The 21,827-nt window shown below is 60.5% G+C and carries 22 protein-coding genes, 1 tRNA gene and 1 pseudogene; 15 read left to right on the top strand and 9 right to left on the bottom strand.

The genetic code is table 11. From position 1 onward, the window contains the following. Positions 1–3 precede the first annotated feature (3 nt). The 5 genes from AC5ZG5_RS21215 to AC5ZG5_RS21195 all read left to right on the top strand — a co-directional run bounded on the left by AC5ZG5_RS21215 (position 4) and on the right by AC5ZG5_RS21195 (position 4,433). Positions 4–1,044 (top strand): zinc-binding dehydrogenase, encoded by a 1,041-nt coding sequence (locus AC5ZG5_RS21215; RefSeq protein ID WP_456643102.1) that lies wholly within the window; start codon positions 4–6, stop codon positions 1,042–1,044. An 18-nt stretch (positions 1,045–1,062) separates the two neighbouring features. After that, positions 1,063–1,689, top strand: coding sequence for an HAD family hydrolase (locus AC5ZG5_RS21210; protein WP_456643101.1), 627 nt, complete (start codon positions 1,063–1,065; stop codon positions 1,687–1,689). Beyond that, the gene (locus AC5ZG5_RS21205) at positions 1,676–2,707 is read left to right on the top strand and encodes an aminoglycoside phosphotransferase family protein (RefSeq protein WP_456643100.1); all 1,032 of its coding nucleotides are present in this window, start codon (positions 1,676–1,678) and stop codon (positions 2,705–2,707) included. The genes AC5ZG5_RS21210 and AC5ZG5_RS21205 overlap by 14 nt, the downstream gene beginning before the upstream one ends. A gap of 42 nt (positions 2,708–2,749) precedes the next feature. Further along, positions 2,750–3,412, top strand: a complete 663-nt coding sequence (locus AC5ZG5_RS21200; protein WP_456643099.1) for a class I SAM-dependent methyltransferase — start codon at positions 2,750–2,752, stop codon at positions 3,410–3,412. 358 nt (positions 3,413–3,770) lie between these two features. Then, a complete protein-coding gene (locus tag AC5ZG5_RS21195) occupies positions 3,771–4,433 on the top strand; it encodes an acyltransferase (protein ID WP_456643098.1) in 663 nt (220 codons plus the stop codon). Between the two features lie 12 nt (positions 4,434–4,445). Here AC5ZG5_RS21195 and AC5ZG5_RS21190 read toward each other — a convergent pair whose 3' ends face one another. The 3 genes from AC5ZG5_RS21190 to AC5ZG5_RS21180 all read right to left on the bottom strand — a co-directional run bounded on the left by AC5ZG5_RS21190 (position 4,446) and on the right by AC5ZG5_RS21180 (position 7,250). Further along, entirely contained in the window at positions 4,446–4,964 is a 519-nt protein-coding gene (locus AC5ZG5_RS21190; protein ID WP_456643188.1) for a D-glycero-alpha-D-manno-heptose-1,7-bisphosphate 7-phosphatase, read from the bottom strand. 344 nt (positions 4,965–5,308) lie between these two features. Next, positions 5,309–6,436, bottom strand: a complete 1,128-nt coding sequence (locus AC5ZG5_RS21185) for an ERF family protein (RefSeq protein WP_456643097.1) — start codon at positions 6,434–6,436, stop codon at positions 5,309–5,311. Further along, the gene (locus tag AC5ZG5_RS21180; protein ID WP_456643096.1) at positions 6,423–7,250 is read right to left on the bottom strand and encodes a YqaJ viral recombinase family nuclease; all 828 of its coding nucleotides are present in this window, start codon (positions 7,248–7,250) and stop codon (positions 6,423–6,425) included. The genes AC5ZG5_RS21185 and AC5ZG5_RS21180 overlap by 14 nt, the downstream gene beginning before the upstream one ends. Between AC5ZG5_RS21180 and AC5ZG5_RS21175 the strand changes: the two genes are divergently transcribed. From AC5ZG5_RS21175 to AC5ZG5_RS21150, 6 genes and pseudogenes are all read left to right on the top strand, one after another. After that, the gene (locus tag AC5ZG5_RS21175; protein WP_456643095.1) at positions 7,237–7,578 is read left to right on the top strand and encodes a helix-turn-helix domain-containing protein; all 342 of its coding nucleotides are present in this window, start codon (positions 7,237–7,239) and stop codon (positions 7,576–7,578) included. The two genes, AC5ZG5_RS21180 and AC5ZG5_RS21175, sit on opposite strands and share 14 nt — an antisense overlap. Before the next feature lie 379 nt (positions 7,579–7,957). Then, positions 7,958–8,305, top strand: a pseudogene (locus tag AC5ZG5_RS21170) (recombinase family protein); the annotation flags it as partial. A gap of 270 nt (positions 8,306–8,575) precedes the next feature. Then, a complete protein-coding gene (locus AC5ZG5_RS21165; protein ID WP_456671200.1) occupies positions 8,576–9,523 on the top strand; it encodes a recombinase family protein in 948 nt (315 codons plus the stop codon). Beyond that, positions 9,520–10,386, top strand: a complete 867-nt coding sequence (locus AC5ZG5_RS21160; protein ID WP_456643093.1) for a ParB/RepB/Spo0J family partition protein — start codon at positions 9,520–9,522, stop codon at positions 10,384–10,386. Before AC5ZG5_RS21165 ends, AC5ZG5_RS21160 begins: the two co-directional genes overlap by 4 nt. Next, positions 10,383–11,330, top strand: a complete 948-nt coding sequence (locus AC5ZG5_RS21155) for a plasmid partitioning protein RepB C-terminal domain-containing protein (protein WP_456643092.1) — start codon at positions 10,383–10,385, stop codon at positions 11,328–11,330. The genes AC5ZG5_RS21160 and AC5ZG5_RS21155 overlap by 4 nt, the downstream gene beginning before the upstream one ends. Before the next feature lie 345 nt (positions 11,331–11,675). Continuing rightward, a tRNA-Ile gene (locus tag AC5ZG5_RS21150) sits at positions 11,676–11,767 on the top strand. Between the two features lie 170 nt (positions 11,768–11,937). Here the strand turns inward: AC5ZG5_RS21150 and AC5ZG5_RS21145 are convergent. Together AC5ZG5_RS21145 and AC5ZG5_RS21140 are read right to left on the bottom strand one after the other, a co-directional pair. Then, positions 11,938–12,282: a hypothetical protein gene (locus tag AC5ZG5_RS21145; protein ID WP_456643091.1), complete on the bottom strand. Its 345-nt coding sequence runs from the start codon at positions 12,280–12,282 to the stop codon at positions 11,938–11,940. Then, positions 12,275–12,814 carry a hypothetical protein gene (locus tag AC5ZG5_RS21140; RefSeq protein WP_456643090.1) on the bottom strand — a complete coding sequence of 180 codons (540 nt, stop codon included), beginning with the start codon at positions 12,812–12,814 and terminating at the stop codon, positions 12,275–12,277. The genes AC5ZG5_RS21145 and AC5ZG5_RS21140 overlap by 8 nt, the downstream gene beginning before the upstream one ends. 947 nt (positions 12,815–13,761) lie before the next feature. Here AC5ZG5_RS21140 and AC5ZG5_RS21135 point away from each other — a divergent pair. The 3 genes from AC5ZG5_RS21135 (at position 13,762) to AC5ZG5_RS21125 (ending at position 15,606) form a co-directional block, all read left to right on the top strand. Further along, on the top strand, positions 13,762–14,523 hold the full coding sequence (locus AC5ZG5_RS21135) for a hypothetical protein (protein WP_456643089.1): 762 nt from the start codon (positions 13,762–13,764) through the stop codon (positions 14,521–14,523). Positions 14,524–14,752: 229 nt separating this feature from the next. Then, on the top strand, positions 14,753–15,274 hold the full coding sequence (locus AC5ZG5_RS21130) for a hypothetical protein (RefSeq protein WP_456671196.1): 522 nt from the start codon (positions 14,753–14,755) through the stop codon (positions 15,272–15,274). Beyond that, positions 15,274–15,606 (top strand): hypothetical protein, encoded by a 333-nt coding sequence (locus tag AC5ZG5_RS21125; RefSeq protein ID WP_456643087.1) that lies wholly within the window; start codon positions 15,274–15,276, stop codon positions 15,604–15,606. The genes AC5ZG5_RS21130 and AC5ZG5_RS21125 overlap by 1 nt, the downstream gene beginning before the upstream one ends. Positions 15,607–15,949: 343 nt before the next feature. On the opposite strand, the gene AC5ZG5_RS21120 is transcribed toward AC5ZG5_RS21125, so the two are convergent. Beyond that, complete coding sequence (locus AC5ZG5_RS21120) at positions 15,950–17,173, bottom strand: phenylacetate--CoA ligase family protein (protein ID WP_456643086.1); 1,224 nt, start codon at positions 17,171–17,173, stop codon at positions 15,950–15,952. A 102-nt stretch (positions 17,174–17,275) separates the two neighbouring features. Between AC5ZG5_RS21120 and AC5ZG5_RS21115 the strand changes: the two genes are divergently transcribed. Next, entirely contained in the window at positions 17,276–18,424 is a 1,149-nt protein-coding gene (locus tag AC5ZG5_RS21115; protein ID WP_456643187.1) for an AGE family epimerase/isomerase, read from the top strand. A gap of 14 nt (positions 18,425–18,438) precedes the next feature. Here the strand turns inward: AC5ZG5_RS21115 and AC5ZG5_RS21110 are convergent, their stop codons facing one another. From AC5ZG5_RS21110 to AC5ZG5_RS21100, 3 genes are all read right to left on the bottom strand, one after another. Beyond that, the gene (locus AC5ZG5_RS21110) at positions 18,439–19,278 is read right to left on the bottom strand and encodes an ABC transporter ATP-binding protein (protein WP_456643085.1); all 840 of its coding nucleotides are present in this window, start codon (positions 19,276–19,278) and stop codon (positions 18,439–18,441) included. Positions 19,279–19,418: 140 nt separating this feature from the next. Further along, positions 19,419–20,702: an ABC transporter substrate-binding protein gene (locus AC5ZG5_RS21105; protein WP_456643084.1), complete on the bottom strand. Its 1,284-nt coding sequence runs from the start codon at positions 20,700–20,702 to the stop codon at positions 19,419–19,421. A gap of 49 nt (positions 20,703–20,751) precedes the next feature. After that, positions 20,752–21,825: a branched-chain amino acid ABC transporter permease gene (locus AC5ZG5_RS21100; protein WP_130227079.1), complete on the bottom strand. Its 1,074-nt coding sequence runs from the start codon at positions 21,823–21,825 to the stop codon at positions 20,752–20,754. Between the last annotated feature and the right edge of the window lie 2 nt (positions 21,826–21,827).

The following is a 21,827-nucleotide window of genomic DNA, read 5'->3' as shown; positions in this document are numbered from 1 at the left end:
ATAATGAAAACCGAAGCTGCGCTTCTCGTTCAAACCGGAAAGCCTCTGGTTCTGGCAGAAATCGAAATACCCGTGCTCAAGCCCGGCCAGGTGCTGGTCGAGATCGTCTATTCGGGCGCTTGCGGAACGCAAGTCATGGAATGGCGCGGCGACAAGGGCGAAGACAAATGGGTGCCCCATTGCCTCGGCCACGAAGGCACCGGGACGGTGCTGGAAACCGGCAGTGCGGTGACCAAGGTCAAGGCGGGCGACAAAGTCGTGCTCTCCTGGATCAAGGGCAACGGCATCGAAGCGGGTGGCGCCGTCTATGATTGGGACGGCCGCAAGGTCAACGCCGGCGGCGTGACGACTTTTCAGCGCCACGCAGTGGTGAGCGAAAACCGACTGACCCTGCTACCGGATGGGCTGCCCATGGATGTCGCCGTGCTGCTCGGCTGCGCGGCGCCGACCGGAATGGGCGCGATCTATAACGTGCTGAAGGTGCAGCCCGGCGATGCGGTCGCGGTCTTCGGCACCGGCGGCATCGGGCTGAATGCGCTGATGGCGGCTGCACTTGCCGGGGCCATGCCCCTAATCGGCATCGATCCCAATCCGACCCGTCGAGCGCTCGCCCAGATCTATGGCGCGACCCATGTGCTTGATCCCTCAGCGAGTGATGTGATCGCCGAGATCAAGAAGATTACTTCGCAGGGCGTGGATCTGGCGGTGGAAGCGTCCGGGATCCCGGCGGTGATGGAGCAGGCTATCAACGCGACGCGGCAGCAGGGCGGGCGCGCGGTCGTCATCGGTAATGCCAAGCATGGCGCGGTGCTCTCGCTCAATCCGGGCGTCTTCAATCAGGGCAAGAGTTTGCTTGGCACTTGGGGCGGCGACAGTGTTCCTGACCGCGACTACGGAAGGTATGGCCGATTGCTCGCCTCCAACCGCTTCCCGGTGCGTGATCTCCTGTCAAAGCCCTATCGCCTTGCAGACGCGGATCAGGCGCTGCAGGATCTCGCAGCGGGCAAGGTTGGCCGGCCGCTGATCGACATGTCGCTGAGTTGAGGTCTGAGAGGACCGCTGATGCGGATCGGGATTGACTTCGACAACACGATTGCGTGTTACGACGGCGTGTTTCATGCGGCGGCGCTCGAACGCGGACTGATCCCGCCCGATCTCGCGCGCGACAAGAACAGCGTGCGCGATCACCTCAACGGTAGCGGCCGCAAGGACGATTTCACGGAACTGCAGGGTTATATCTACGGCGCGCGCATGGACCTGGTGTCGCCTTTCCCGGGCTTCGCGGAATTCATTGACGTGGCAAAGCGCGCCGGTCATGACCTCTTCATCGTCAGCCACAAGACCCGGCATCCGATCCTCGGGCCGAAGCACGATATGCATGCGGCAGCGCGCGCCTTTCTTGTCGATCGTGGGCTGATTGGCGAGGGCGCAGCGAAGATCGATCCGGCAAAGGTCTTCTTTGAATTGACCAAGGAAGAAAAGGTGGCGCGCGCCGCAGACCTTCGCGTTAACATGTTTATCGACGACCTTCCGGAAATCCTGGCGATGCAGGGGTTCCCCGAAGGCATGCACAAGATCCTGTTCGACCCGGACAACCAATTCGCGGGCCATGCCGGCTGCGGGAAAGAGCTTGACCGCCGTTCGTCCTGGGTCGCGATCTCGGCGGATATGGCTCGTGAACAGAGCTGAACCACAGGCCGACGAGAATCTGCTGGCGCTAGCGACCAGCCTGGCGGAGAGCGCCGGCAAGGGACAGGTGTGCGCCCTGTCGCGGCTCGCCGGCGGCAAGAACAACCAGGTCTATCGCGTTGAAACCGAGGGCGGTGCTTCGCTTGTCCTCAAGCGCTACTTCACTGATCCGCGTGATCCGCGCGATCGGCTTCGCGCCGAATGGGAGTTTCTGCAGCACGCCTGGGCGCGTGGCATCCGCTGTGTGCCGCAGCCGTTGGCCTGCGACGCAGCGGTGCATGCCGGGCTCTACAGTTTTGTAGAGGGGCGCAAGCTCCTGGCGTCCGAACTCCAGCCCGCGCATATCGCGGCGGCGATCGATTTCGTGCTTGCAATGAACGCCAAGCCACGCGCGGAACTGGCACCGGGTTCGGAGGCCTGCTTCACACTCGCCGAACATATAGCAACGGTCGAACGCCGCGTTGAGCGTCTGGCTAGGCTCGACCCTGAAGCCCCACATGCCAAAGAGGCGCGAACCTTCGTAGCGACGCGGCTGCTACCTACATGGCACGCGGTGCAGTCTGACCTCTCGGCCCACGCGCAGCGTGCCGGTATCTCGATGGACCAGGCGCTCGCGCCTGACGATTGCTGCCTGTCACCGTCGGATTTCGGCTTTCACAATGCGCTGGCCGACGATACGGGCCGCGTGACGTTCCTTGATTTCGAATATGCCGGGCGAGACGATCCCGCCAAGCTCGTCTCCGACTTCTTTTGCCAGCCGGAAATCCCGGTTCCGCTCGACTATCACGCGACCTTCGTCGCGCGCGTGGCGGACGGTTTTGGGCTCGACGAAAAGGGCTGCGCGCGATGCCGGATGCTGCTCGATGTCTACCGGGTCAAATGGACTTGCATCATCCTCAACGACTTTCTGCCGCTTGGCGCTGCGCGACGCGCCTTCGCCGACGCGGGCGCCTGGGCGGCGCGCTGCGCCGGCCAGCTTGCCAAGGCGAAGGCGAAACTCGCCGCTTTGCACGCCTGATCCCATTATCGATCGCAAGATTCCAGCCTGGAGACACCGCGTATGGCCTATCGAGAATTCGTCAGCCTCATTCATAAGTCGACCAAACGTGACTACCTTGCTCGCGTCACGCAGCGCGACAAAGCCGACGTCGCCGAACTGGCGATCAAATTCGACTATGACTATTGGGATGGCAGCCGGGAGACCGGCTATGGTGGCTACAAGTATGATGGCCGCTGGCGCAAGGTGGCGGATGCCATGGTTGCAGCTTACGGCATCAAGCCGGGCATGCGCGTGCTCGACGTCGGTTCTGGCAAGGGCTTTTTGCTCCACGACTTTCGCGAGGCGGTGCCCGGCATCGAAGTCGCCGGCATCGACATTTCGAGTTACGGTGTCGAACACACAATGGAGGATGTCAAACCGTTCTGCCAGGTTGGCTCGGCCACAAAGCTGCCCTGGCCAGACAAGCATTTCGACCTCGTCATCTCCATCAACACGTTGCACAACCTATACAACTACGATCTCGATGCCGCGCTGCGCGAGATCGAGCGCGTCGGCCGAGGCGCCAAATATCTTTGCGTTGAGGGCTACCGCAACGAGCGTGAGAAAGTGAATCTGATGTACTGGCAGCTCACCTGCCGCATCTTCCACACGCCCGCCGAATGGGAGTTCGAATTCAAGCGCTCCGGCTACACCGGAGATCATGAGTTAATTTTCTTTGAATAAACCCGGGCCGGACGCTCTCTCGTTGAAAGGCCGTCCGAAGAATTATGCTCTCAGGAATGGAATCCATGTCTCTGCACCGGTGCCGTCGCACTGCGATATCAAGAACACGCAGATGACATGGGTTCCGAACTCTATTCTTGTGGTGTTTTCTCGTAATATGCCGAACGCACACCCCCGTTCACCTGTCGGGGATCCATCTTAATCAGGAGCCCGGGATAGGTGGCTCCAGGCTCAGCCGGTTTTCTGCACTTCCGCCTTGATCCTCAAACGGTTTTCTTAATATAGGATGGAGCGGTCAAGGGGCGTCAGCAGCGACTATGGGGTGCTGTGAACGCGCCAGGGAGGAGAAGCATCCTGCATGAGGACGCCGGAATCAGATGATCCACAACCCTTTATCCATTCGACCGCCGTGGTCGAGGAGGGGGCGAAGGTCGGCAAGTTCACCAGGGTCTGGTATTTCTCCCACGTCGCGCCAGGTGCGGTGATCGGCGAGAACTGCAGCCTCGGCCAGAACACCTACGTCGAGCGCAACGCCATCGTCGGCAATGCGTGCCGGCTTGGCAATTCGGTCTCGATCTTCTCGCATGTCGAGCTCGAGGATTTCGTGTTCTGTGCGCCTTACATGGTGTTTACCCACATCTCCTTTCCCCGTGCCGCGGTCAATCGGCACGCTGTCTTCAAGAAGACGTTGGTGAAAACAGGAACGACCTTGGGCGCGAATTCCACAGTGGTCCCGGACATTACTTGCGGCGTAGGTACCTTTCTTGCCGCCGGCGCGACTCTGACCAAGAGCTCGAAGGACTGGTCAATGATGGTAGGCACGCCAGCCCGCCAAGTCGGCTGGGTGAGTGCGTTCGGCGAGAAGATCGATCTGCCGCTATCCGGCCACGGCGAATGGCGCTGTAAGCATACGGACGATCTCTACGTCTTGAATGGTGCAGAGGTGACACGGCATCCAGGTCCCAAGGATATTCTGAAGTACGAGCCCGGACAACGATTGGTGCGAATGGAAGTCCGCTAAAGCTCCAGCCCCTTACGGCCGATCCAAGTCCAAGAGTGGCGCCAAGAACTGTGCGAGGTTGCCCCCTACGAATAAGTGCCCTCTTACTCCGGCCAGGCGGGCGGCTTCCAGATCAGTTGGATTGTCGCCGACCAGAATACTGCGGGAGACATTCACCGGAAACCGCTTCAAAAGATCGGTGATCATACCCGCGCCCGGTTTGCGTCTATCACTTATTCGACGGTACTTCTCCACTGTACCTTCGGGATGATAAGGGCAATACTCAAATGCATCTATATGAGCGCCAGTCTTTGCCAGCTCCGCTGCCATCCAATCATGTAGCGCATTGACGTGAGCCTCTTCATACATGCCTCTGGCCACGCCTGACTGATTGGTAACCACGAAGGCGAAGTATCCGGCATCATTTACGATCTTTACCGCCTCCCGTGCTCCCTCCATCCATCGCAATTTGGTGATCTCAAACACGTACCCGGTATCCTCATTGAGGACACCGTCACGATCAAAGAAAACGGCTGGTCTCTCAATCACCATATTATCCATTGTCACGGGTTGACGTCGTGGCTTCAGTTCTGAAGCCGGCAGAATAGCACTTAGGCTGTCCGTAGGCGACGGAGCCAGTCCGCAAGTGAAGTAGGCAATTTTGGGTCGCCGAGGTTAACTCTCATGTGCGCAACGGCTCGCCCCCTCAATGCTGGAATCCCCGCCCCCGAGCCGAGGGCCTGGAATTTCTTGCGTCGTCGAAGGTTCAGGGTGCGCAGCGCTCGAGCCGGAACAATTCTCGATGGCCGGTGCTTCGATAGCACTCGTCTTCCACGACAAATGCAAACGCTTTTGCTTGGTGCGCGGTTTTCCCTGGGCTCCGTTGAATGGCGCATTCATACGGCGAAGCTCCTGGAGTTGAGTTCGCCCGATGCATCCGAAGGCGTCACGACACCGGCCTTGCCATGGATTTGGCTTGTGTCCCACAGTTGCTTGGCGAACGGTAGCGGTGCAATCTGCATGTCGGCCCACCACGCCTTTTCGTTACCATGTCGGTGCAGCTCCTGATGGTGAGTACGGCAGAGCGGAACCGTGAACTCGTCGCCAACCTTGCGGCCCAACGCTCTCGGCTGAGCGAATTTCAGATGATGGGGGTCCGATGGGGTCTGCTTGCACACGAGACAGGGCTGGCCCCGAACGAATGCCAAATGTGCCTTGCTTCGCTTGGGGGCCGACTCCTTGGGAAACGCAAGTCCGACCGCGGGCGTTACGGTATCGGCACGAGGGCGGGAGCTTTCGGCTTCAGGAGGGCTGCTGTCGATATCGGGAAGTGCAGCTTCTCCGAGTTTCCACTGGTAGGTGGCCTCGACAGTTCGGGCGTCGGCCTCGATCAGGGTATTCTTACGGGGTAGGCTGTTCTTGGCCCACACGAGAAGTTCGTTTTCGGTACCCAGGGATTTGACCTCCCCCAGCATTTCATCGCGCAGCTTGGCCGATTGTTGTGTACTGAGCGTTGGGGGACGCACAAGAACGCTTCTTCCTTTTTTGCCTCCGGTGCCGTTACTGGGTCCCGGTTCGGCGGGTGGTGAATCGCGTAAGATATCGGGCGCATCCAGATCGTCCTCCCCTGCGATGCCGACCAGGGCGAATAGGGCATAGCGGCGGGCGTAGGTCAGCGCTGCTCCCATTCGGTGAGGAGCCTCGGTGTCCTTGGCGGCGCATACCGGCCAGTCAGAGGAAATCCATTCGCCGGAGGAATGGGCAAGCAGCGTGGTCAGCTGGACCCGTCCCGTGCTCGGTTCAATCCGGGTGGTCTGAATGGCCGCGATCTCCTGCTGGCTTAAGGCCTTGCGCACGATGTCGAGCCCGCTCGCTAGAGAGGCGTAGCGGAACGTACGATCCTCCTCTCGCGGAAAAGGCGAGCGGATCGTAGCGATCAGGTTTTTCTCGGGGTTGGTTAGCTCGGCCTGTGCCTTCGCAAGCGCCGCCGCGATCGCGCCGATGCGCTCACTAGACTGATGCATTGGAGGCCTCCATCTGGAGCGCGTCAAAGCTGATGGCGCCGGACTTCGAGCGTTTTGCTCGGATACCATGTCCGAACGCCTCCTTTGCGTCTTCAGGGATCAGTTTCTTGAGATCCGCTTTGGCGCTTTCGTGACTCTGATGCGCTGTACGAGTTCGCAAGTAGGTCGCGGCGAGCTCTGCCCAGGAGTTCGACGGGCCCATGTCGACAACCCTTACGGCTTCGAGCCGTGGCCGTGGCGCTTCGATCCCGAAAAGCGAAGGCGGCTCTCCTGTCTGCACGCACCGCCAGAACTTTTTCTCTGCTGTCAAAAGGAGATGTTGGTAGAGGGGGTCGGCATGCACGTGGATCTCGACCCACTTACCACCGCCGGTAATGATCGAAAGCACGGCTGAACGCGCAGCAACTACCCACATGTTGTGTTGCAACTGAGCCATATGCTTTTCCGCGGCGGCTTCCTCAGTGAAATTCCAAGGCAGCATGAACTTGGCTTCGAACACCGCCTCGGTCTCTTGGACGCGACCGTCTAGGGTTGCTGCCATCCATTTGTGGATGGGATGGCAGACCCTTCGTTGTACATCCCTGACAGCGTGGCCGCTGTTACGCTCGTACCAGGTGCGATTTAGGTCTTCCGTGATGCTTCCGAGCTGCACGATGAGATCTTCGCTTAGGTCTTCAGGCTCGAGCTCGCCGCGCTTCTCGCGCCATAGCTGCATAAGCTTTGCTTCATTGTCGCCCATGATGATCCGGGCGTCTGATCCGCCGATGAACGAGCGCCGACTCCAGATTGGCTTTGCTGAATTGACCGAGTCCATTCTATGCTCCTTTGATGATGGTCAATATAACCCCATATGGTTGAAAATTACCCACATGGTAGAAAATGTCAAGCGGGCCGACCGTATTCTTTTCGGCGCTCAGATTCGTGCCGCTCGTGCACTGCTAAGGTGGAGTGCTGAGGACCTGGCAGAGGCGTCGGCGGTAGGGGCGAACACTGTTCGGCGCGCGGAGGCAGCGGATGGCCTCACCTCGATGACAGCCGCAAATCAGCGTGCCATTCAAAGGGCTCTAGAAAATGCTGGCGTTCAATTCATCGACGAGAACGGCGGAGGTCCTGGCGTGCGGCTGCGCAAACCGACGCGTTGATCGCGTCTGATTTCGTTCCAGCTAGATGCTGCACAGCCATACCCTTACGTTCGGCTTTAGCACGCAGAAGAACGAGCCCATGCCTAAAGCTAGAACTCAAAAGCTTTGCGTATAGGAACGTCGCTACTAGTGGTTGTATAAATTAGACGACGAATGGATGGGACCAAAGCTTCTAAGCGGAGAGTCTCAGTCCTCGTTGCAGCAAGATTGTCCGGACGCTTACGACCGCTGCCGTTCCGCGCGTGCCACTGCCGGCAGTTGCGAAAATATTGAGTAATCTAAATCTCAACTGACGCGCTTTGCGTAAACGGAGCATTTGGCGTCTGCAACTAACTTCGGTCCAGCGCCACATCAGGTCGCCTCTTTGCAAGGTGCAGCCATGCAAACGGATGTGCCGATTGCCTTTGGAGCGATACAGCGTCCCGCTCGAGCGGCGCAATATGTGCGCATGTCGACTGATCACCAGAAGTATTCCACCATAAACCAAACGGAGGTCATCGCCGCCTACGCCGCCCGCAAAGGCTTCACAATCGTTCGGACCTATGCCGACGAAGGACGAAGCGGGCTAGATATCGGCGGCAGAAAAGGCCTGCAGGCGCTGATCCGAGACGTCAGAGATGGCCGCGCGGACTTTGACGCCATCCTCGTCTTTGATATCAGCCGCTGGGGCCGGTTCCAGGACGCTGACGAGAGCGCCTATTACGAGTTCATTTGCCGGGAGGCCGGGCTTCAGGTTCACTACTGCGCCGAGCAGTTCGAGAACGACGGCAGCCTGACGTCGACGCTCCTGAAGAACCTGACTCGGGTCAGGGCCGGCGAGTTCAGCCGCCAGCTGTCGGTGAACGTATTCATGGGCCAGAGCCGCGTCACTAGGCTCGGCTTCTGGCGAGGTGGACCGTGTGGCTATGGTCTGCGACGTCTATTGGTCGATGACCGCGGAGCAGTAAGAGCACGGCTTGAGGCCGGCCAGCGGAAATGCCTGCAGACCGATCGTGTCGTGCTGGTCCACGGTCCAGACCGAGAAGTCGAGACGGTCAAGCGCATGTTCAGGTCTTTTGTCCAGGAGGGGAAGCATTTCCATGAGATCGCCGCCGAGTTGAATGCTGACCAGATCCGAACCACTCGCGGACTGCGCTGGAATGGCGAAACTGTCGGTAAGATTCTTGAGAACGAGAAATATGCTGGCAACCTGATCTTCAACCGCACATCTTTCAAGCTAAAGCAGCAGCGCGTAGACAATCCGCCGGACATGTGGATTCGGCGCGACAACGCATTTCCTCCGATTGTCAGCCCTGCCGTGTTCGCAAAGGCGCAGGAGATCCTGCGTGAACGACGGCAGCGGCGTTCCGACCAAGAGGTGCTCGATCGATTGGCGGCTCTGGGACGCGAGAAAGGCCACCTCACACGCGCGATTGTCGCGGCCGCCGAGGACATGCCGTCGACCGAAGCTTATCGACGTCGCTTCGGCTCCCTAATGGCAGCCTACGAGCTGTCCGGATATCAGCCGGCACCGCGCCAGCGCCGCGCTGCGAAAACGGCCCAATATCGGATCGCACTCGATCGGATCGCCGCGGAGATCGTTGCCGCCATCGAACGGCTCGGCGGCCGGGCGATCGTCGACCGGGCAGCCGGCATTGTCGTCATCAACGACGAATGCCGTGTTTCGCTCGGCTGGGCCCGTCCGACCTCATGCGGCTCGGGGCGCGTTCGCTGGCGGGTGCGCGCGAGTAGCCAAGCCCGCTCCGACCTGACGCTGCTGGCGCGAATCGACGCCACTGATACCGCGATTGCTGCATATTATTTGCTGCCAACGCCCGAGCTGGTCAACTGCGGGATGAAGAACCTGCGGATGAGCAATCCTATCTTCGCGGCGGCGTGCCGGTATGACAGCCTTGACGTCTTCTGCCGGCTCTGTGCAGGTTTGGAGGAGAGGCGTGTGGCATGAAGCGAAGTCGGAAGATAGAGCCGATCCCGATATCTGCCATTACGGTGCCAAATTCGCGTCAGCGGACCCGAGCCCCGTTCAACGAAATCGTAAGAAGCATCCGGAATCTGGGGCTGAAACGGCCCATCGTCGTCAGCAATCACAAGCGCACCGGCTCATATGAGCTTGTCTGTGGGGAAGGGCGGATCGAGGCGTTCGTCGCCCTAGACCAAAATGAGATTCCCGCGATCGTCGTTGATGTATCGACCGAAGACTGCATACTAATGAGTCTGGTCGAGAATATTGCGCGACGCCGACATTGGCCAGTCGAGCTCGTCGGCGAGATCGGCCGGCTCGCCAGGCACTATGCAACGAGCGAGATCGCGGCCAAGCTCGACCTAGAGCCGGAGCGTATTAGAGCCATCGTCTACCTGCTCAAGCATGGAGAGGAGCGGCTGATCAGTGCAGTCGAGCGAGGGGTCGTTCCGCCAACGTTGGCGCTCGAGATCGCGCGGGCCAAAAGTCCGAAGCTGCAGGGATTGCTGCTGGAGGCGCATATCAAAGAACAGCACACCAGCAGGCAGATAGCGATGATGCGCCGAATCGTCGAGCAGCGTCATCGGAACGCCGCGCGCATCAATGCTTCAGACAACCAGATCGACCCCGTTGCACTGGTCCGCGCCTATCGTCGGGAGACCGACCGTCAAAAACTAGTTGCGAGAAAGGCGGAGCTCACTCAAGCGCGACTCCTTTTCATCGTCAACGCCCTGAGGACCCTCTTGAGCCAGCGCATGTTCACGTCGTTGCTGCGCGAAGAAGGGCTCGACAAGCTGCCCCTGCCCATCTTGCGCCGGATATCGGCGTCGCGGGCGGATCGGCCATGACGGCGAGGCACATTGAAGCGGCGTTCGAGGCAGAGCTGGTGATTCTGCCGCTCAAGAATCTGCTGCCACTCAAGCGGGTCACTGAGGCCGTGAAGAAATCACCCAAGTACAAGTGCATCGCAAGATCGATCGCGGAAATCGGAGTGGTCGAACCGTTGGTGGCTTACCGGAAGGCGGATCGCCGCGGCCGGCATTTGCTTCTCGACGGGCTCCTCAGACGGGAGATCCTGCAGGAACAAGGGCAAACTGAAGCGGAGTGCCTGTTGGCCCGCGACGACGAGGCCTTGACCTACAACAAGCGGGTGAACCGTCTCTCGATCGTCCAGGAGCACTTCATGATCTTGCGGGCGATTGACCGGGGGGTGCCCGAGGCGAAACTGGCCGGGGCTTTGAACGTCAAGATCGAGCATATCAAGCGACGTCGCAAACTGCTAAACAGCATCTGTCCGGAAGCGGTCAGTCTGCTGCGCGATAAGTCGGTGAATCCCGTAACCTTTGACGTCCTGCGGAAAATGAAGGCCTCTCGTCAATTGGAAGCCTGCAGGCTGATGGTCTCTGCAGCGAACTTCTCATCGTCCTATGCGAAGGCCCTTCTATCAGCTAGCAAGGACGTCGATCGCGTGAAACCTGAACGGCCGAAGGTGCCCAGGATTGTAACATCAGCAGATCTCACCCTCATGGAGCGCGAGCTGCAAACCGTTCAGCATGACATGCGAGAGCTCGAGACTTCTTATGGCAGGGATATGCTCGATCTAGTGATTGCGACCAGGTACGTTTCGCGCCTTCTCGAACGTCCCAAGATCTTTCGATACCTTGACGAAAACCATCCAGAGATACTGAAGGAATTCAGGAGCATCGTTTCTGCCGCATCGCTTGGAGAAAGGTGGGAGGGACAATCCGAGCCAATGAAACCAAATTCTGATTTCCGACCCGCGCCATCATAAGTTTGGCGTGCGTGCCGGTGAGAGCCCTTATCCTGCAAATAAATTGGCTGACGTTCCAGAATTTACTATCCGAAAAAGTTCGACTTGGCTTTCTGAGTTGAGAATGTCTCACCTTCACAGTGATATTCAGCATCAGCACCAAGGGCGTGGCAGCGTTGGAGAGTTTGTCGGGCCGCATCCCTTGTCAACGTCGGTAGATCGGCCATGTCGTTGTCTTTTCTGTTCAGGCGTTCGGCACGGCGGCGAGCGAAGATGAGGGCCTTGTCAAGGAGTGACGGGGCAGTTATTAATTCTGCATGAAGTTCCACCACGCTCACCACTCGATACGCCGTTCTCGCTGATCGCGCGGGGCAGCACGGGTGTGCGGGAGGGATTTATACCCCCTTAGGCAGTAGATGGCTGTTCGCGGGCCGGTTCGAGTCCGGCGCCCCGTACCAGTCGAATCCAAAACTAACGGCTCTCATCCCCGCCCTCAGTAGACACCATTTATCGCACTCCGAGATGTCGGCGTAGTAGTCACGCGAGCAAGGCGACTGAGGTGATCACGTCGGTAGAACGTCGGCGGCGCTGGAGCACCGCCGAGAAGGAGCGGCTGCTGGCTGCTTCCCTAGAGCCCAGCGCCAGCGTTTCCGCGTGTCGCCGACGTGCTCGCGCATCTCGAAGCCAGCGAACTCGCTGATCTGCTGCTCGTGAAACCGAAGGTGCGGCGCACCACTTCTCGTAACCGCGCGTCCTCCCGCTTCAAGACCTGCATCTCCTGATCAGTGAGAAGCTTGTCCTCAAGCGCATGGAAGGATTCGTGAACGGTGGTGTCGAGCACCTGTGTGAGCGGGTAGGCCGGATCGGCCCGCGCTACAGTGATGAGTGACTGTGCGGGGATGTAGGAGCCGGCCGCGATCAGCTTGCCCTCGCTGTAGCCAGCCCTGCGGCGGCTTGATTGGGTACTATTCAACGAGCCGTACCTGCACGGACGGCCCAGCGATCTTGCGGAAGAGGTCCGTGAGCGCCTGCTCGAGGTTGGCGCGGGCGTCGGGCGAGAGCCTGCGACCAGAAACAAAATCGCCGCCCAATGGGGCGGCGTTGTCTGCTATGTGGAGGCTTTTCGCCTCGCCAATTCCTTTCGAACGTAGTCGATCGTTTCGTTCGCGCTCTGCTGCAAGGCGTCGAGTTCGGACGGCGTCAGCATCTCGGAAGTTGAGAAGGTATTGGGCCTTGTCCGCGGTGAGGCTGACTGGATCGAGGTGGAAGAGTTCTCTAACTTCATTTCCAAACCTCCTTTCGATCTCTCGGACCACTGTCTTCGGCGCTGTCATTACACCGCTTCGGCCAGCATTGACAAGGGTCACAACGCCGACAACTTGCCCGCCGTTCCGCTGGATGTGGTCGGCGAGCTCAGCAAGCGTCGATCCCATCACGGTGACTTCGTCGGAGAACGTATTTTCGACCGGCTTGCACAGAACCGGCGAAGCGAGCCCGCGATGCAAGACGCTCCATCGCCTTCGAGCCGGTGTGGAAAGCTCGGTTGGTCTGTTTGACGCAAATTCGATGGATCAAGTTGCCTCGCGAATGGCTCGAGCAAGAGAATCTTGTCGCCTCGAACCCCAGGTTCGAGAGCCAATTTCGGATCGGGGATCCTGCCGAATCGCCCGCTATTGGACGCCGTTGCCATGACCAAGCTCACCTGGAGGAGCAGGACATCAAAGCAGGATGCAGGCTGCTATCCACTCCGACAATCAAGCGCCTCGAGGCCACTCGGCGACAGAGCTGACACCATGAAAAAGCCTTGAACGCTGTTGGTCTGCTGGTGTGCAATTCCTCGACGAGAGCGATCGAGGCTTAGGTGTCAGGTTGGTTCGAGGAATGGTCTCCGGCTGAGTAGGATTCACAAAACACCTTAGAGGGCGCATTTCCTCGCGCTGGTACAGCTCGTTCAGCAAGGAATTGGTAAATAGCGGACGTGGTTGCGAGGAGATCGGATTGCGCCTTGACTACATCCACGAATTTGAGGAGGTCGAGGAAGGTGATGCTCCGACGTATCGCCTTCGATGCCTCAATGTGATCGTTGAGCGCGTGCGTGTAGTGCTGCCCCAGACTCCTAGTTCGCTCGGCTACGATCGCGTAGTCCGTCTCTGTTGAAGCTCCGAGCAGAACCTTTATCGTTCGGAGCTCGTCTTGCAGCAATTTGCGATGCTGACGCAACAAAGATGCAGCTTTTCTCGTATCAAATCTGCGCCAGGTTTCAAACATCCAAAAGCTCGTTTAATTCTTCCGCGCTCGCACGGCGGGGTCGACCATTTCCGTTCGACGGCAGCGCTCCTCTAATAACTCATCCAGTCGATTCGGACCCCTTGCGTGTCACACTGTGCCTCCGAAGTTTGCCGCGGATCGCTGGTAATGTACAATGGACGGGTTATAGCATCGGAGGCAGTGTGTGCCCAAGCGCTACAAGCCGTCCGCCTATAGGCCGGCGCCTAGTTGGAAGAAGCTCTGGAAGCAATTCTACGCGGAGCTCGAGAAGCAAGGCGTCCCGATTCTGCAGGCCTCCGAATTCTATGAAGCGCACGACAGAGAACCTCCGGAAATTGAGGCCATTCGCTACAAGCTTAGTGAGGAAGAGAGAGGCGCGCTTGAGAGAGTCGCGACCGCTTTGACAATCGCCGCGAACGGCGCGCACCGGACCGCTCCCGGAGTTGTCGCCGCTTGGCTCGCGGCAGTCGCGAATAAACCCATTCTGCTCCGCTCTAGGGACCTGCCCCCCGAAGCAATTGAGGCCATTGTTGCCCACTACCAGCGCGGCAAGGAACCTCCGGGCACACATTTGCAAGACGTTCTTAGTCGCCGCCGCATCCGCTTTCGAAGAAGGAAACGGCGCCCAACATCTAGAAACATCGTGCGGGCAGCGCAAGCGGCTTCAGTCGCGCTTCCCAGGCCACGAGGGCGCCCGCAAAATGTCGGCAACTGGCTGGCGGCTGAATATCTCGCCTCCGCGTACCGCTCGCTGAGCGGCCGCCGCATCGTGCGCCATCAGACCACGATGGACCTCGGCTCGAAGGTCGTCGTTGTCGAGGATGGCCCGTTCTACCGATTCTTAGAGATGGTAATTGGTCCTTTGCAGAAGCACCTCAAGGCGCATGGTCTGCCGCCCGTAACTATCGAGACTATCGAGCGAATTGCGACAGAGCATTTCCAATAAGGATCCTAGAACCGATGCCCCTTTTCTCCCACAGGACAACCACTGGGAATCAGATCAGCCGTGCGGTTTGGTCAGTTTTGTCACGCAATCCCGCGTGTGTCGGTGGACACAGGAGAAATGCCCTATGGCAAATGAGCCGTTGGAGGAAGGACCGCGCGTTCTTCCTCAAGCTATCCGCGCCCTGATCGAGAATACGCCACTGCTTCCGGGTGAGAAGCGCAAGAACTTCATGGAATTGTTCTTCGAGCTCGAATACTCCCCGGATCGGGGCCCCAAGACCAGCGCCGAGTACATCATGATCTTTGAGGTCACGAAGCTGATCTTCAATCTGCAACGACTGGAACGGCAGCGCGCGCAGCTCGTTACGCACTTTCGCCCTGCCGCAGTCTTGACCTTGCACATTCGCACGACGAGAGATGGGATTGCTGAGCCCGGATCCCTTGCCTACAGCTCGGCTCATGACAAGGCGCGGACATATTTCGCATCGGAGGAGGGCCGGAAGAAATCTGTGGAATCGTTTTCCCAAGCGGGCTACTCGCATGATGCGGTGGAAACGGAGAGCTACCTGCAAGCCCAGCCGCTCATCAACGCGATCGAGCGCCAGATCGCGGTCGCTGAAAGAATGCTCATGTCATTCCTAAAGGAGCTCGATCATCGCTACGCTCGACGCGCCGAGGAGATCCGCAGGGCAGCGGCTAGGGCGCTCGCGCGTGGTCGCGCCAGCGCAATGCAGAATGCTGGAGCCGCCTAATGGCGACGGAAAAGCAAATCGAAGCCAACCGCCGCAACGCTGCAAAAAGCACGGGACCACGAACCGAAGCGGGAAAGGCCCGCTCCCGACTGAATGCACGCCGGCATGGTCTTGCCTCGGCTCTCGAAGGCGCAAAGCCCGACGTCATGCTCGATCTCGATTCCCTCGCAGGCCGGTTCGCGCAGATCGAGGCCGAGCGAGCCAAGCTCTACCAGCAGCTTGAGGACCATCTTGCCGCCCAAGACTTCTGCGGGGTCGAGCGCAACCTCAGGCGGTCAGTTGCTCTGGACCGCTACGCCCAACGCTCTGCGTCTCAGCTGCGCAAGAGGTAGAGCCGATTTGTCAGAACGAACCCAATTTCCCGCGTATTGGAGGCCTGCAATTACAAAAACGATGCGTCAAGCGCAGCCACTCAACTGTGCCTGAAGAAGAAGTTGGAACTGCAACGCTCATCGTGTGCCATTGGCATCCCTTTGGCACCAGAACCCACCAAGAGGATTTGCCAGAACGAACCCAACTGGCGAAGGATAGGAGATTGCTCGGTCACGGACATAGACAATCACGTACGAAATCTTACGCGTGATCGGAAATATGGCGAGCTGCGCACTGCCGGAACGGGCAAGAATGCGTGTCGAGTGGGTGCGTTCGGCAAGGCCGGACTTGACAGACGTCCGTCTAGCGCTCGTCGGCAATCACCTTGCCATCGTTCGGCAGCGCGCCGGCGCCGACCAGTTCGACGTTGCCGCCGAGCTTGGTCACGGTCCGCAGGGTCGCTGCGAGCTCGCTCTGAAAGGCTGCGCTTGCCGCGGCTGCTTCTGCCTTCAGCGTCATCACGTCGGTCTCGCCGGAACGTGTCACGACCAGGCGCAGCCGCCCGAGCTCCGGATGACGCTTGCCGATCTCGGCGATCTGTTCGGGGCGCACGAACATGCCTTTGACTTTGGTCGTTTGGTCGGCGCGCCCCATCCAGCCCTTGATCCGCATGTTGGTGCGCCCGCACGGGCTTGCGCCGGGCAGCTCCGCGGTAAGATCGCCCAGAGCGAGGCGGATCCAGGGGTGGTGCGGGTCGAGGGAGGTGACCACGATCTCGCCGACGTCACCCTCCGCGACGGGGTCGCCGGTGCCAGGCCTGACGATCTCGAGGATCAGCTCCTCGTTCACCACCATGCCGTCGCGGGCCTCGGTCTCGAACGCGACCATGCCCAGATCGGCGGTGCCGAATGCCTGATAGGCCTCGATGCCGCGTGACTTGATCTCCTCCTGCAGCGACTTCGGAAAAGCCGCCCCCGACACCAGCGCCCGCTTGATCGAGGACACATCGCGTCTGGCGCTCGCGGCTGCGTCGAGCAGGATCTTCAGGAAATCGGGCGTGCCACTGTAGCCGATCGGTCGGTAGGCCTCGATCAGCTCGAATTGCTGCTCGGTATTCCCGGGGCCCGCAGGGATCACGGCGCAGCCGAGCGCCCGGGCGGAGGTATCGAAGATGAAGCCGCCCGGGGTGAGGTGATAGCTGAAGGTGTTGAGCACCACGTCGCCCGGACGAAAGCCTGCCGCGAACAGCGCCCGCGCCCCGCGCCAGGCGTCGCCCTGGGCGGCCTCGGGCTCGAAGATCGGTCCGGGCGACGTAAACAGGCGCGCAAACGATCCAGGCGGCCCGGCAACGAAACCGCCGAAGGGCGGGGCGGCCCTGTGCAGGGCCGGGAGTTCCGACTTGCGCAGCACCGGCAGGCGCGCCAGCGCGGCGCGGCTGGTGACGGTGGCAGGATCGACGTCTTTGAGGCGGTCGGCATAGGCCGGAGCCGCCATGGCCCGCCGCAGGACCTCCGGCAGGCGGGCGAACAGTTCCGCCTCGCGCTGGGCGGGATCGCGGGTTTCGCGGGCGTCATAGTGATCCGTCATGGGTGATCCTCACGGGTTCGCGCCAATTGCGCTCCGCTTTCGACGTGCTATCAGACGGCTTCCCGCCGAACTGGCGATGCTCCGGGAAGTGCAATGGCAGACATGCAGACCGCCGCGGCGAGCGGCCCTTCCGATGCCGACGTCGTCGGCAGGCTGAAGCGTCGCGTCATCGAGCACTGCCTGCCGTTGTGGTGCACGGAAGGCTGGGACGGTGCGGCAGGCGGCTTCGTCGACCGGCTCGACCCTGACGGCCGCGCCGATCGGCTGGCGCCGCGGCGCATATTCGTTCAGGCCCGGCAGATCTACTGCTACGCCAAAGCCGCGCAGATGGGCTGGTACGCCGAAGGCCGCGAGATCGCCCTGAAGGGGCTCGATCACCTGTTGACGAAGGCGAAGGCGCCGGACGGCCGCCCGGGCTTTGTCCACAGGTTGACGGCCGACGGCGGGGTGCTGGACGCGCGGCGCGACACCTACGACCACGCCTTCGTGCTGCTGGCGCTCGCCACCGTCTACGGACTTGATCGCGACGCGCAGGTGCGCTCGGAGATCGATGCGCTGCTCGCCTATCTCGACGGGCATCTGCGCTCGCCGAACGGCGGCTTTCTCGAGGGGGCGCCGGCGTCCCTGCCACGGCGACAAAATCCGCAGATGCATCTGTTCGAGGCGATGATCGCGGTATTCGACGCGACGCATGATCTCGCGTTTCAGCAACGCGCCGGCGAGTTTTTCGCGCTGTTCCTTGCCAATCTCTATGACAAGCAGACCCAGGTGCTTGGCGAATATTTCGAAGACGACTGGTCCAAAATTCCGCCCATTAGCGTCGAACCCGGACATTTGGCCGAATGGGTCTGGCTCTTGAAGGGATTTGAACGGATCACGGGCTGTCCGACGGGGCGCTATCGCGGCGAATTGCTGGCGTCGGCGCTGCGCTACCGCGACGAGGCGACCGGCTGCCTCACCGACGAGGGTAGTGTCGAGGGCCGTATCCGGCGCCACTCTCGGCGCCTGTGGCCGCAGAGCGAGATCGCCAAGGCCTGGATTGCGCAAGCTGAAGCCGGCGAGGCGGGGGCCGCCGACGAGGCGCGCGCCGCATTGGCGCGCCTGGAGCGGCATTATCTGAGCCACCCTGTTGCGGGCGGCTGGTACGATCAGTTCGACCGCGACGGCAAGTCGCTGGTCGACACCATCCCTGCGTCTTCGTTCTATCATGTTCTTTGCGCGGTTACGGAAGCGGAGCAGGTGCTGCAATAGGCACCCGGCTACACTCACAGCCACCGCTTCCGCCGCTTGAAGCTCTTGAGGTTCTTGAAACTCTTGCGCTGGTCGCCGGCGCCGCCGAGGTAGAATTCCTTGACGTCCTCGTTGTCGCGCAATTCGTCGGCGGTTCCGTCGAGCACCACCTTGCCCTGTTCCATGATGTAGCCGTGGCTCGCCACTGAAAGCGCCGCGCGCGCATTCTGCTCGACCAGGAGGATGGTAACGCCGAGGTCGCGGTTGATCTCCTTGATGATGGCGAACACTTCCTTGACCAGCAGCGGCGACAGACCCATGGACGGCTCGTCCATCAGGATCATCTTCGGGCGCGCCATCAGCGCGCGGCCGATCGCCAGCATCTGCTGTTCGCCGCCGGAGAGATAGCCGGCGAGCCCCGTACGCTCCTTCAGGCGCGGGAAATAGTTGAAGACCATGTCGATGTCGGCACTGACCTCGCCGTCGCTGCGGGTGAAGGCGCCAAGCCGCAGATTCTCCAGCGACGTCATGTCGGCGATGATGCGGCGCCCCTCCATGACTTGAAAGATGCCGCGGCGGACGATCTTGTCGGGATCGATGCCGTTGATGCGCTCGCCGTCGAAGATGATCTCGCCGCGCGTCACCTCGCCGTCTTCGGTCTTGAGCAGCCCCGAGATCGCCTTCAGCGTGGTCGATTTGCCCGCGCCGTTGGCCCCCAGCAGCGACACGATCGAACCCGCGGGCACCTCGAGGCTCAGTCCTCGCAGCACCAGGATGACGTCGTCGTAGACGACCTCGATGTTGTTGACGCTGAGGAGGGGCGGCGCAGGGACCGCAGTCGGTGCCGGGTGATTTGCTTCGACGGTTTGGGTCATATTGGGATCACCTCAGACTGTCGTCACCCGCGAAGGCGGGTGACCCAGTATTCCAGAGACGCCTGCGATCAGATCCGGTGCCACGGCGTACTGGATCCCCCGCCTGCGCGGGGATGACGCTCGCTTATGGGGGATGAAGTTTACCACCCCAGCCATTCCGGCTTGCGCGGCAGCTCCACGGTCTTGACCTTCTCGAGCTTGATCACGCCCTTGCCCATGAGGTCGTTGAGATCGCCGTCGGTCGAGCCCGTGACCTTGGAGCGGTAGAGATCGACCTTCGTGGTCGGGCGATGGTCCTTCTCGGTCCAGGTCGAGGCGTTGCAGACGCCCTCCATGCCTGATGGCACCCAGTCCTTCTTCTGATGGAAGCCTTTCGCGACATTCTCGCCGGTGGCGCCGCCGTTCTTGTCGGCCCATTCGATCGCCTCCTTCATGTAGAGGGCGGAGCAGACCGCAGCGATGTAGTGCACGGGACGGTAGATCTTGCCGGAGGGATCCGACATTTTGGAGATTTCCATCACCGTCTTCATGCCGGGCGCATCGCCGCCCCAGCCGACCGCCGTGCGCAGCGGGAAGATCACGCCGTCGGCGGCATCACCGGCGGTCTTGGCCGCGTTCTCATCCATGCCCCAGACGTTGCCGAGGAATTGCACGTCGGCGGCGGCCGCCTTGCAGGCTTTCAGCACAGAGATGTTGGAGGCCGCCGTATTGCCGAGATAGGCGTAATTGGCGCCGGAGCTCTTCAGGCTGAGGCATTGCGCGGAGTAGTCGCCGGGGGTGAGCGCGAACACCAGCGGCGGCAACACCTCGAAGCCGAGCTCGGTGGCCATCGCTTCGCCGGCCGCCTTTGGTGCGTTCGGATAGGGGTGGTTGGCGCCCATATGGACGAATTTGGGCTTGCCCGGCTTGCCCTTGGCTTTCCAATCATCCGCCGCCCAGATCAGCATGGCGCGCAGCGAGTCAGAATAGCTCGGACCATAGAAGAAATTATAGGGCGCGGGCTTGGCCTTGCCGCTGCTGCCTACCGGATCGGTCAACGCTGCCGCGTAGGAGCCGGAGATATCGGGGATCTTGTCCTGGGCGAGGAAACCGGTCAGCGCCTCCGTATCGGCGGTGCCCCAGCCCATGATCGCCGCGACCTTGCTGTCGGGCGCCGACCATTTCTTGTAAAGCGCGATCGCGCGCGGCACCTGATAGCCGTAGTCATTGGTATCGACATTGAGCTTCTTGCCGCCGATGCCGCCGTTCTTGTTGACCCACGCAAAGGTGTCGGCGACGGCCTGGCCGTAGGGTGTGCCGACATCAGAGGTGCCGCCTGAATAGTCGGCAAGGTGGCCGATCGCGATCTGGGCCTGCGCCGCCACGGATGCGCCGCCGATCAGCAGTGCCAACGAGGCCGTGCTCAAAAGGGATCTAATCGTCATGGTCTTTCCTCCTGTTATTCGTTGATAGGTTTGTAATTCTTGCCCGACCTTAATGCGAGAACGGGTAAAGTTTCCAATATGCCTTGATCTGCCGCCAGCGGTGCGCGAGCCCGTCCGGCTCGAACATCAGGAACGCGATGATGATCAGCCCGATCGCGATCTCGCGCAGGAACGTGATGTTGTTGTTGAGCTCCAGCGCCCTGTCGATCGCGCTCCCCTTCAATTGCAGGCTGAGCCACTCCATTGCCTCCGGCAGCAGCACCACAAAGGCCGTGCCCATCAGCGTGCCCATCACCGAGCCGGTGCCGCCGATGATAACCATGGCCAGGAACAGCACGGAGCGCTCGATGCCGAAGCCTTCCTGCGAGACGACAAGCTGATAGTGCGCATAGAGCGCGCCGGCGATGCCGGCGAAGAACGCGGCAATACCGAACGACAGCGTTCGGTATTTGGTGAGGTTGATGCCCATGATCTCGGCGGAAAGATAATGGTCGCGGATCGCGATCAGCGCGCGGCCGTCGCGCGTGCGCATCAGATTGGTGACCAGAAGATAGCTGACGATGAGGTAAGCCAGCACGACATAAAAATACTGGCGGTCGCCGCGCAGTGTGTAGCCGAACATCGAAAATGGCTCGGCGCTCGCCGGCACCGAGCCGCCGGAGAACCATTCGGCGCGGGAGAAGAAATCGAGCAGGATGTATTGTGCGGCGAGCGTGGCGATGGCGAGATAAAGTCCCTTGAGCCGCGCCGCCGGCACGCCGAAGATCAGGCCGACCAGCGCGGTGACGAGACCCGCAAGTGGAATGGCGAAGAACACCGGGATCGGCGCGTTGTTCGAGATATAGGCTGAAGTGAACGCGCCAAGCAGGAAGAATGCTGCGTGGCCGATCGAGATCTGCCCGGTGAAGCCGACCAGCACGTTGAGGCCGAGCGCCGCGATCGCGAAGATGCCGATCTGGATCGAGATGCTCAGCCAGTAGTTCGAGAAGACGTAAGGCGCAAGGCAAGCCAGCACGATGCCGGCGATCGCGAAATTGCGGCTGGTGATGGTCGGAAAGATCGTGGTGTCGGCCGCATAGGTGGTGCGGAAGTCGCCGGAGGGGATTAGGGAACGCGTCGCCATGG

Source organism: Bradyrhizobium sp. Ses1 (assembly GCF_059512365.1).
The sequence above is the reverse complement of the archived record's forward strand: the minus strand, read 5'-3'. Positions and strand labels throughout refer to the sequence as shown.

Bases quoted from the DNA above. Each gene is read 5' to 3' on its own strand.
- AC5ZG5_RS21215 (WP_456643102.1), top strand. From the start codon at position 4: ATGAAAACCGAAGCTGCGCTTCTCGTTCAAACCGGAAAGCCTCTGGTT.
- AC5ZG5_RS21210 (WP_456643101.1), top strand. From the start codon at position 1,063: ATGCGGATCGGGATTGACTTCGACAACACGATTGCGTGTTACGACGGC.
- AC5ZG5_RS21200 (WP_456643099.1), top strand. From the start codon at position 2,750: ATGGCCTATCGAGAATTCGTCAGCCTCATTCATAAGTCGACCAAACGT.
- AC5ZG5_RS21195 (WP_456643098.1), top strand. From the start codon at position 3,771: ATGAGGACGCCGGAATCAGATGATCCACAACCCTTTATCCATTCGACC.
- AC5ZG5_RS21190 (WP_456643188.1), bottom strand. From the start codon at position 4,964: ATGGTGATTGAGAGACCAGCCGTTTTCTTTGATCGTGACGGTGTCCTC.
- AC5ZG5_RS21185 (WP_456643097.1), bottom strand. From the start codon at position 6,436: ATGCATCAGTCTAGTGAGCGCATCGGCGCGATCGCGGCGGCGCTTGCG.
- AC5ZG5_RS21180 (WP_456643096.1), bottom strand. From the start codon at position 7,250: ATGGACTCGGTCAATTCAGCAAAGCCAATCTGGAGTCGGCGCTCGTTC.
- AC5ZG5_RS21160 (WP_456643093.1), top strand. From the start codon at position 9,520: ATGAAGCGAAGTCGGAAGATAGAGCCGATCCCGATATCTGCCATTACG.
- AC5ZG5_RS21155 (WP_456643092.1), top strand. From the start codon at position 10,383: ATGACGGCGAGGCACATTGAAGCGGCGTTCGAGGCAGAGCTGGTGATT.
- AC5ZG5_RS21130 (WP_456671196.1), top strand. From the start codon at position 14,753: ATGGAATTGTTCTTCGAGCTCGAATACTCCCCGGATCGGGGCCCCAAG.
- AC5ZG5_RS21125 (WP_456643087.1), top strand. From the start codon at position 15,274: ATGGCGACGGAAAAGCAAATCGAAGCCAACCGCCGCAACGCTGCAAAA.
- AC5ZG5_RS21120 (WP_456643086.1), bottom strand. From the start codon at position 17,173: ATGACGGATCACTATGACGCCCGCGAAACCCGCGATCCCGCCCAGCGC.
- AC5ZG5_RS21115 (WP_456643187.1), top strand. From the start codon at position 17,276: ATGCAGACCGCCGCGGCGAGCGGCCCTTCCGATGCCGACGTCGTCGGC.
- AC5ZG5_RS21110 (WP_456643085.1), bottom strand. From the start codon at position 19,278: ATGACCCAAACCGTCGAAGCAAATCACCCGGCACCGACTGCGGTCCCT.
- AC5ZG5_RS21105 (WP_456643084.1), bottom strand. From the start codon at position 20,702: ATGACGATTAGATCCCTTTTGAGCACGGCCTCGTTGGCACTGCTGATC.
- AC5ZG5_RS21100 (WP_130227079.1), bottom strand. From the start codon at position 21,825: ATGGCGACGCGTTCCCTAATCCCCTCCGGCGACTTCCGCACCACCTAT.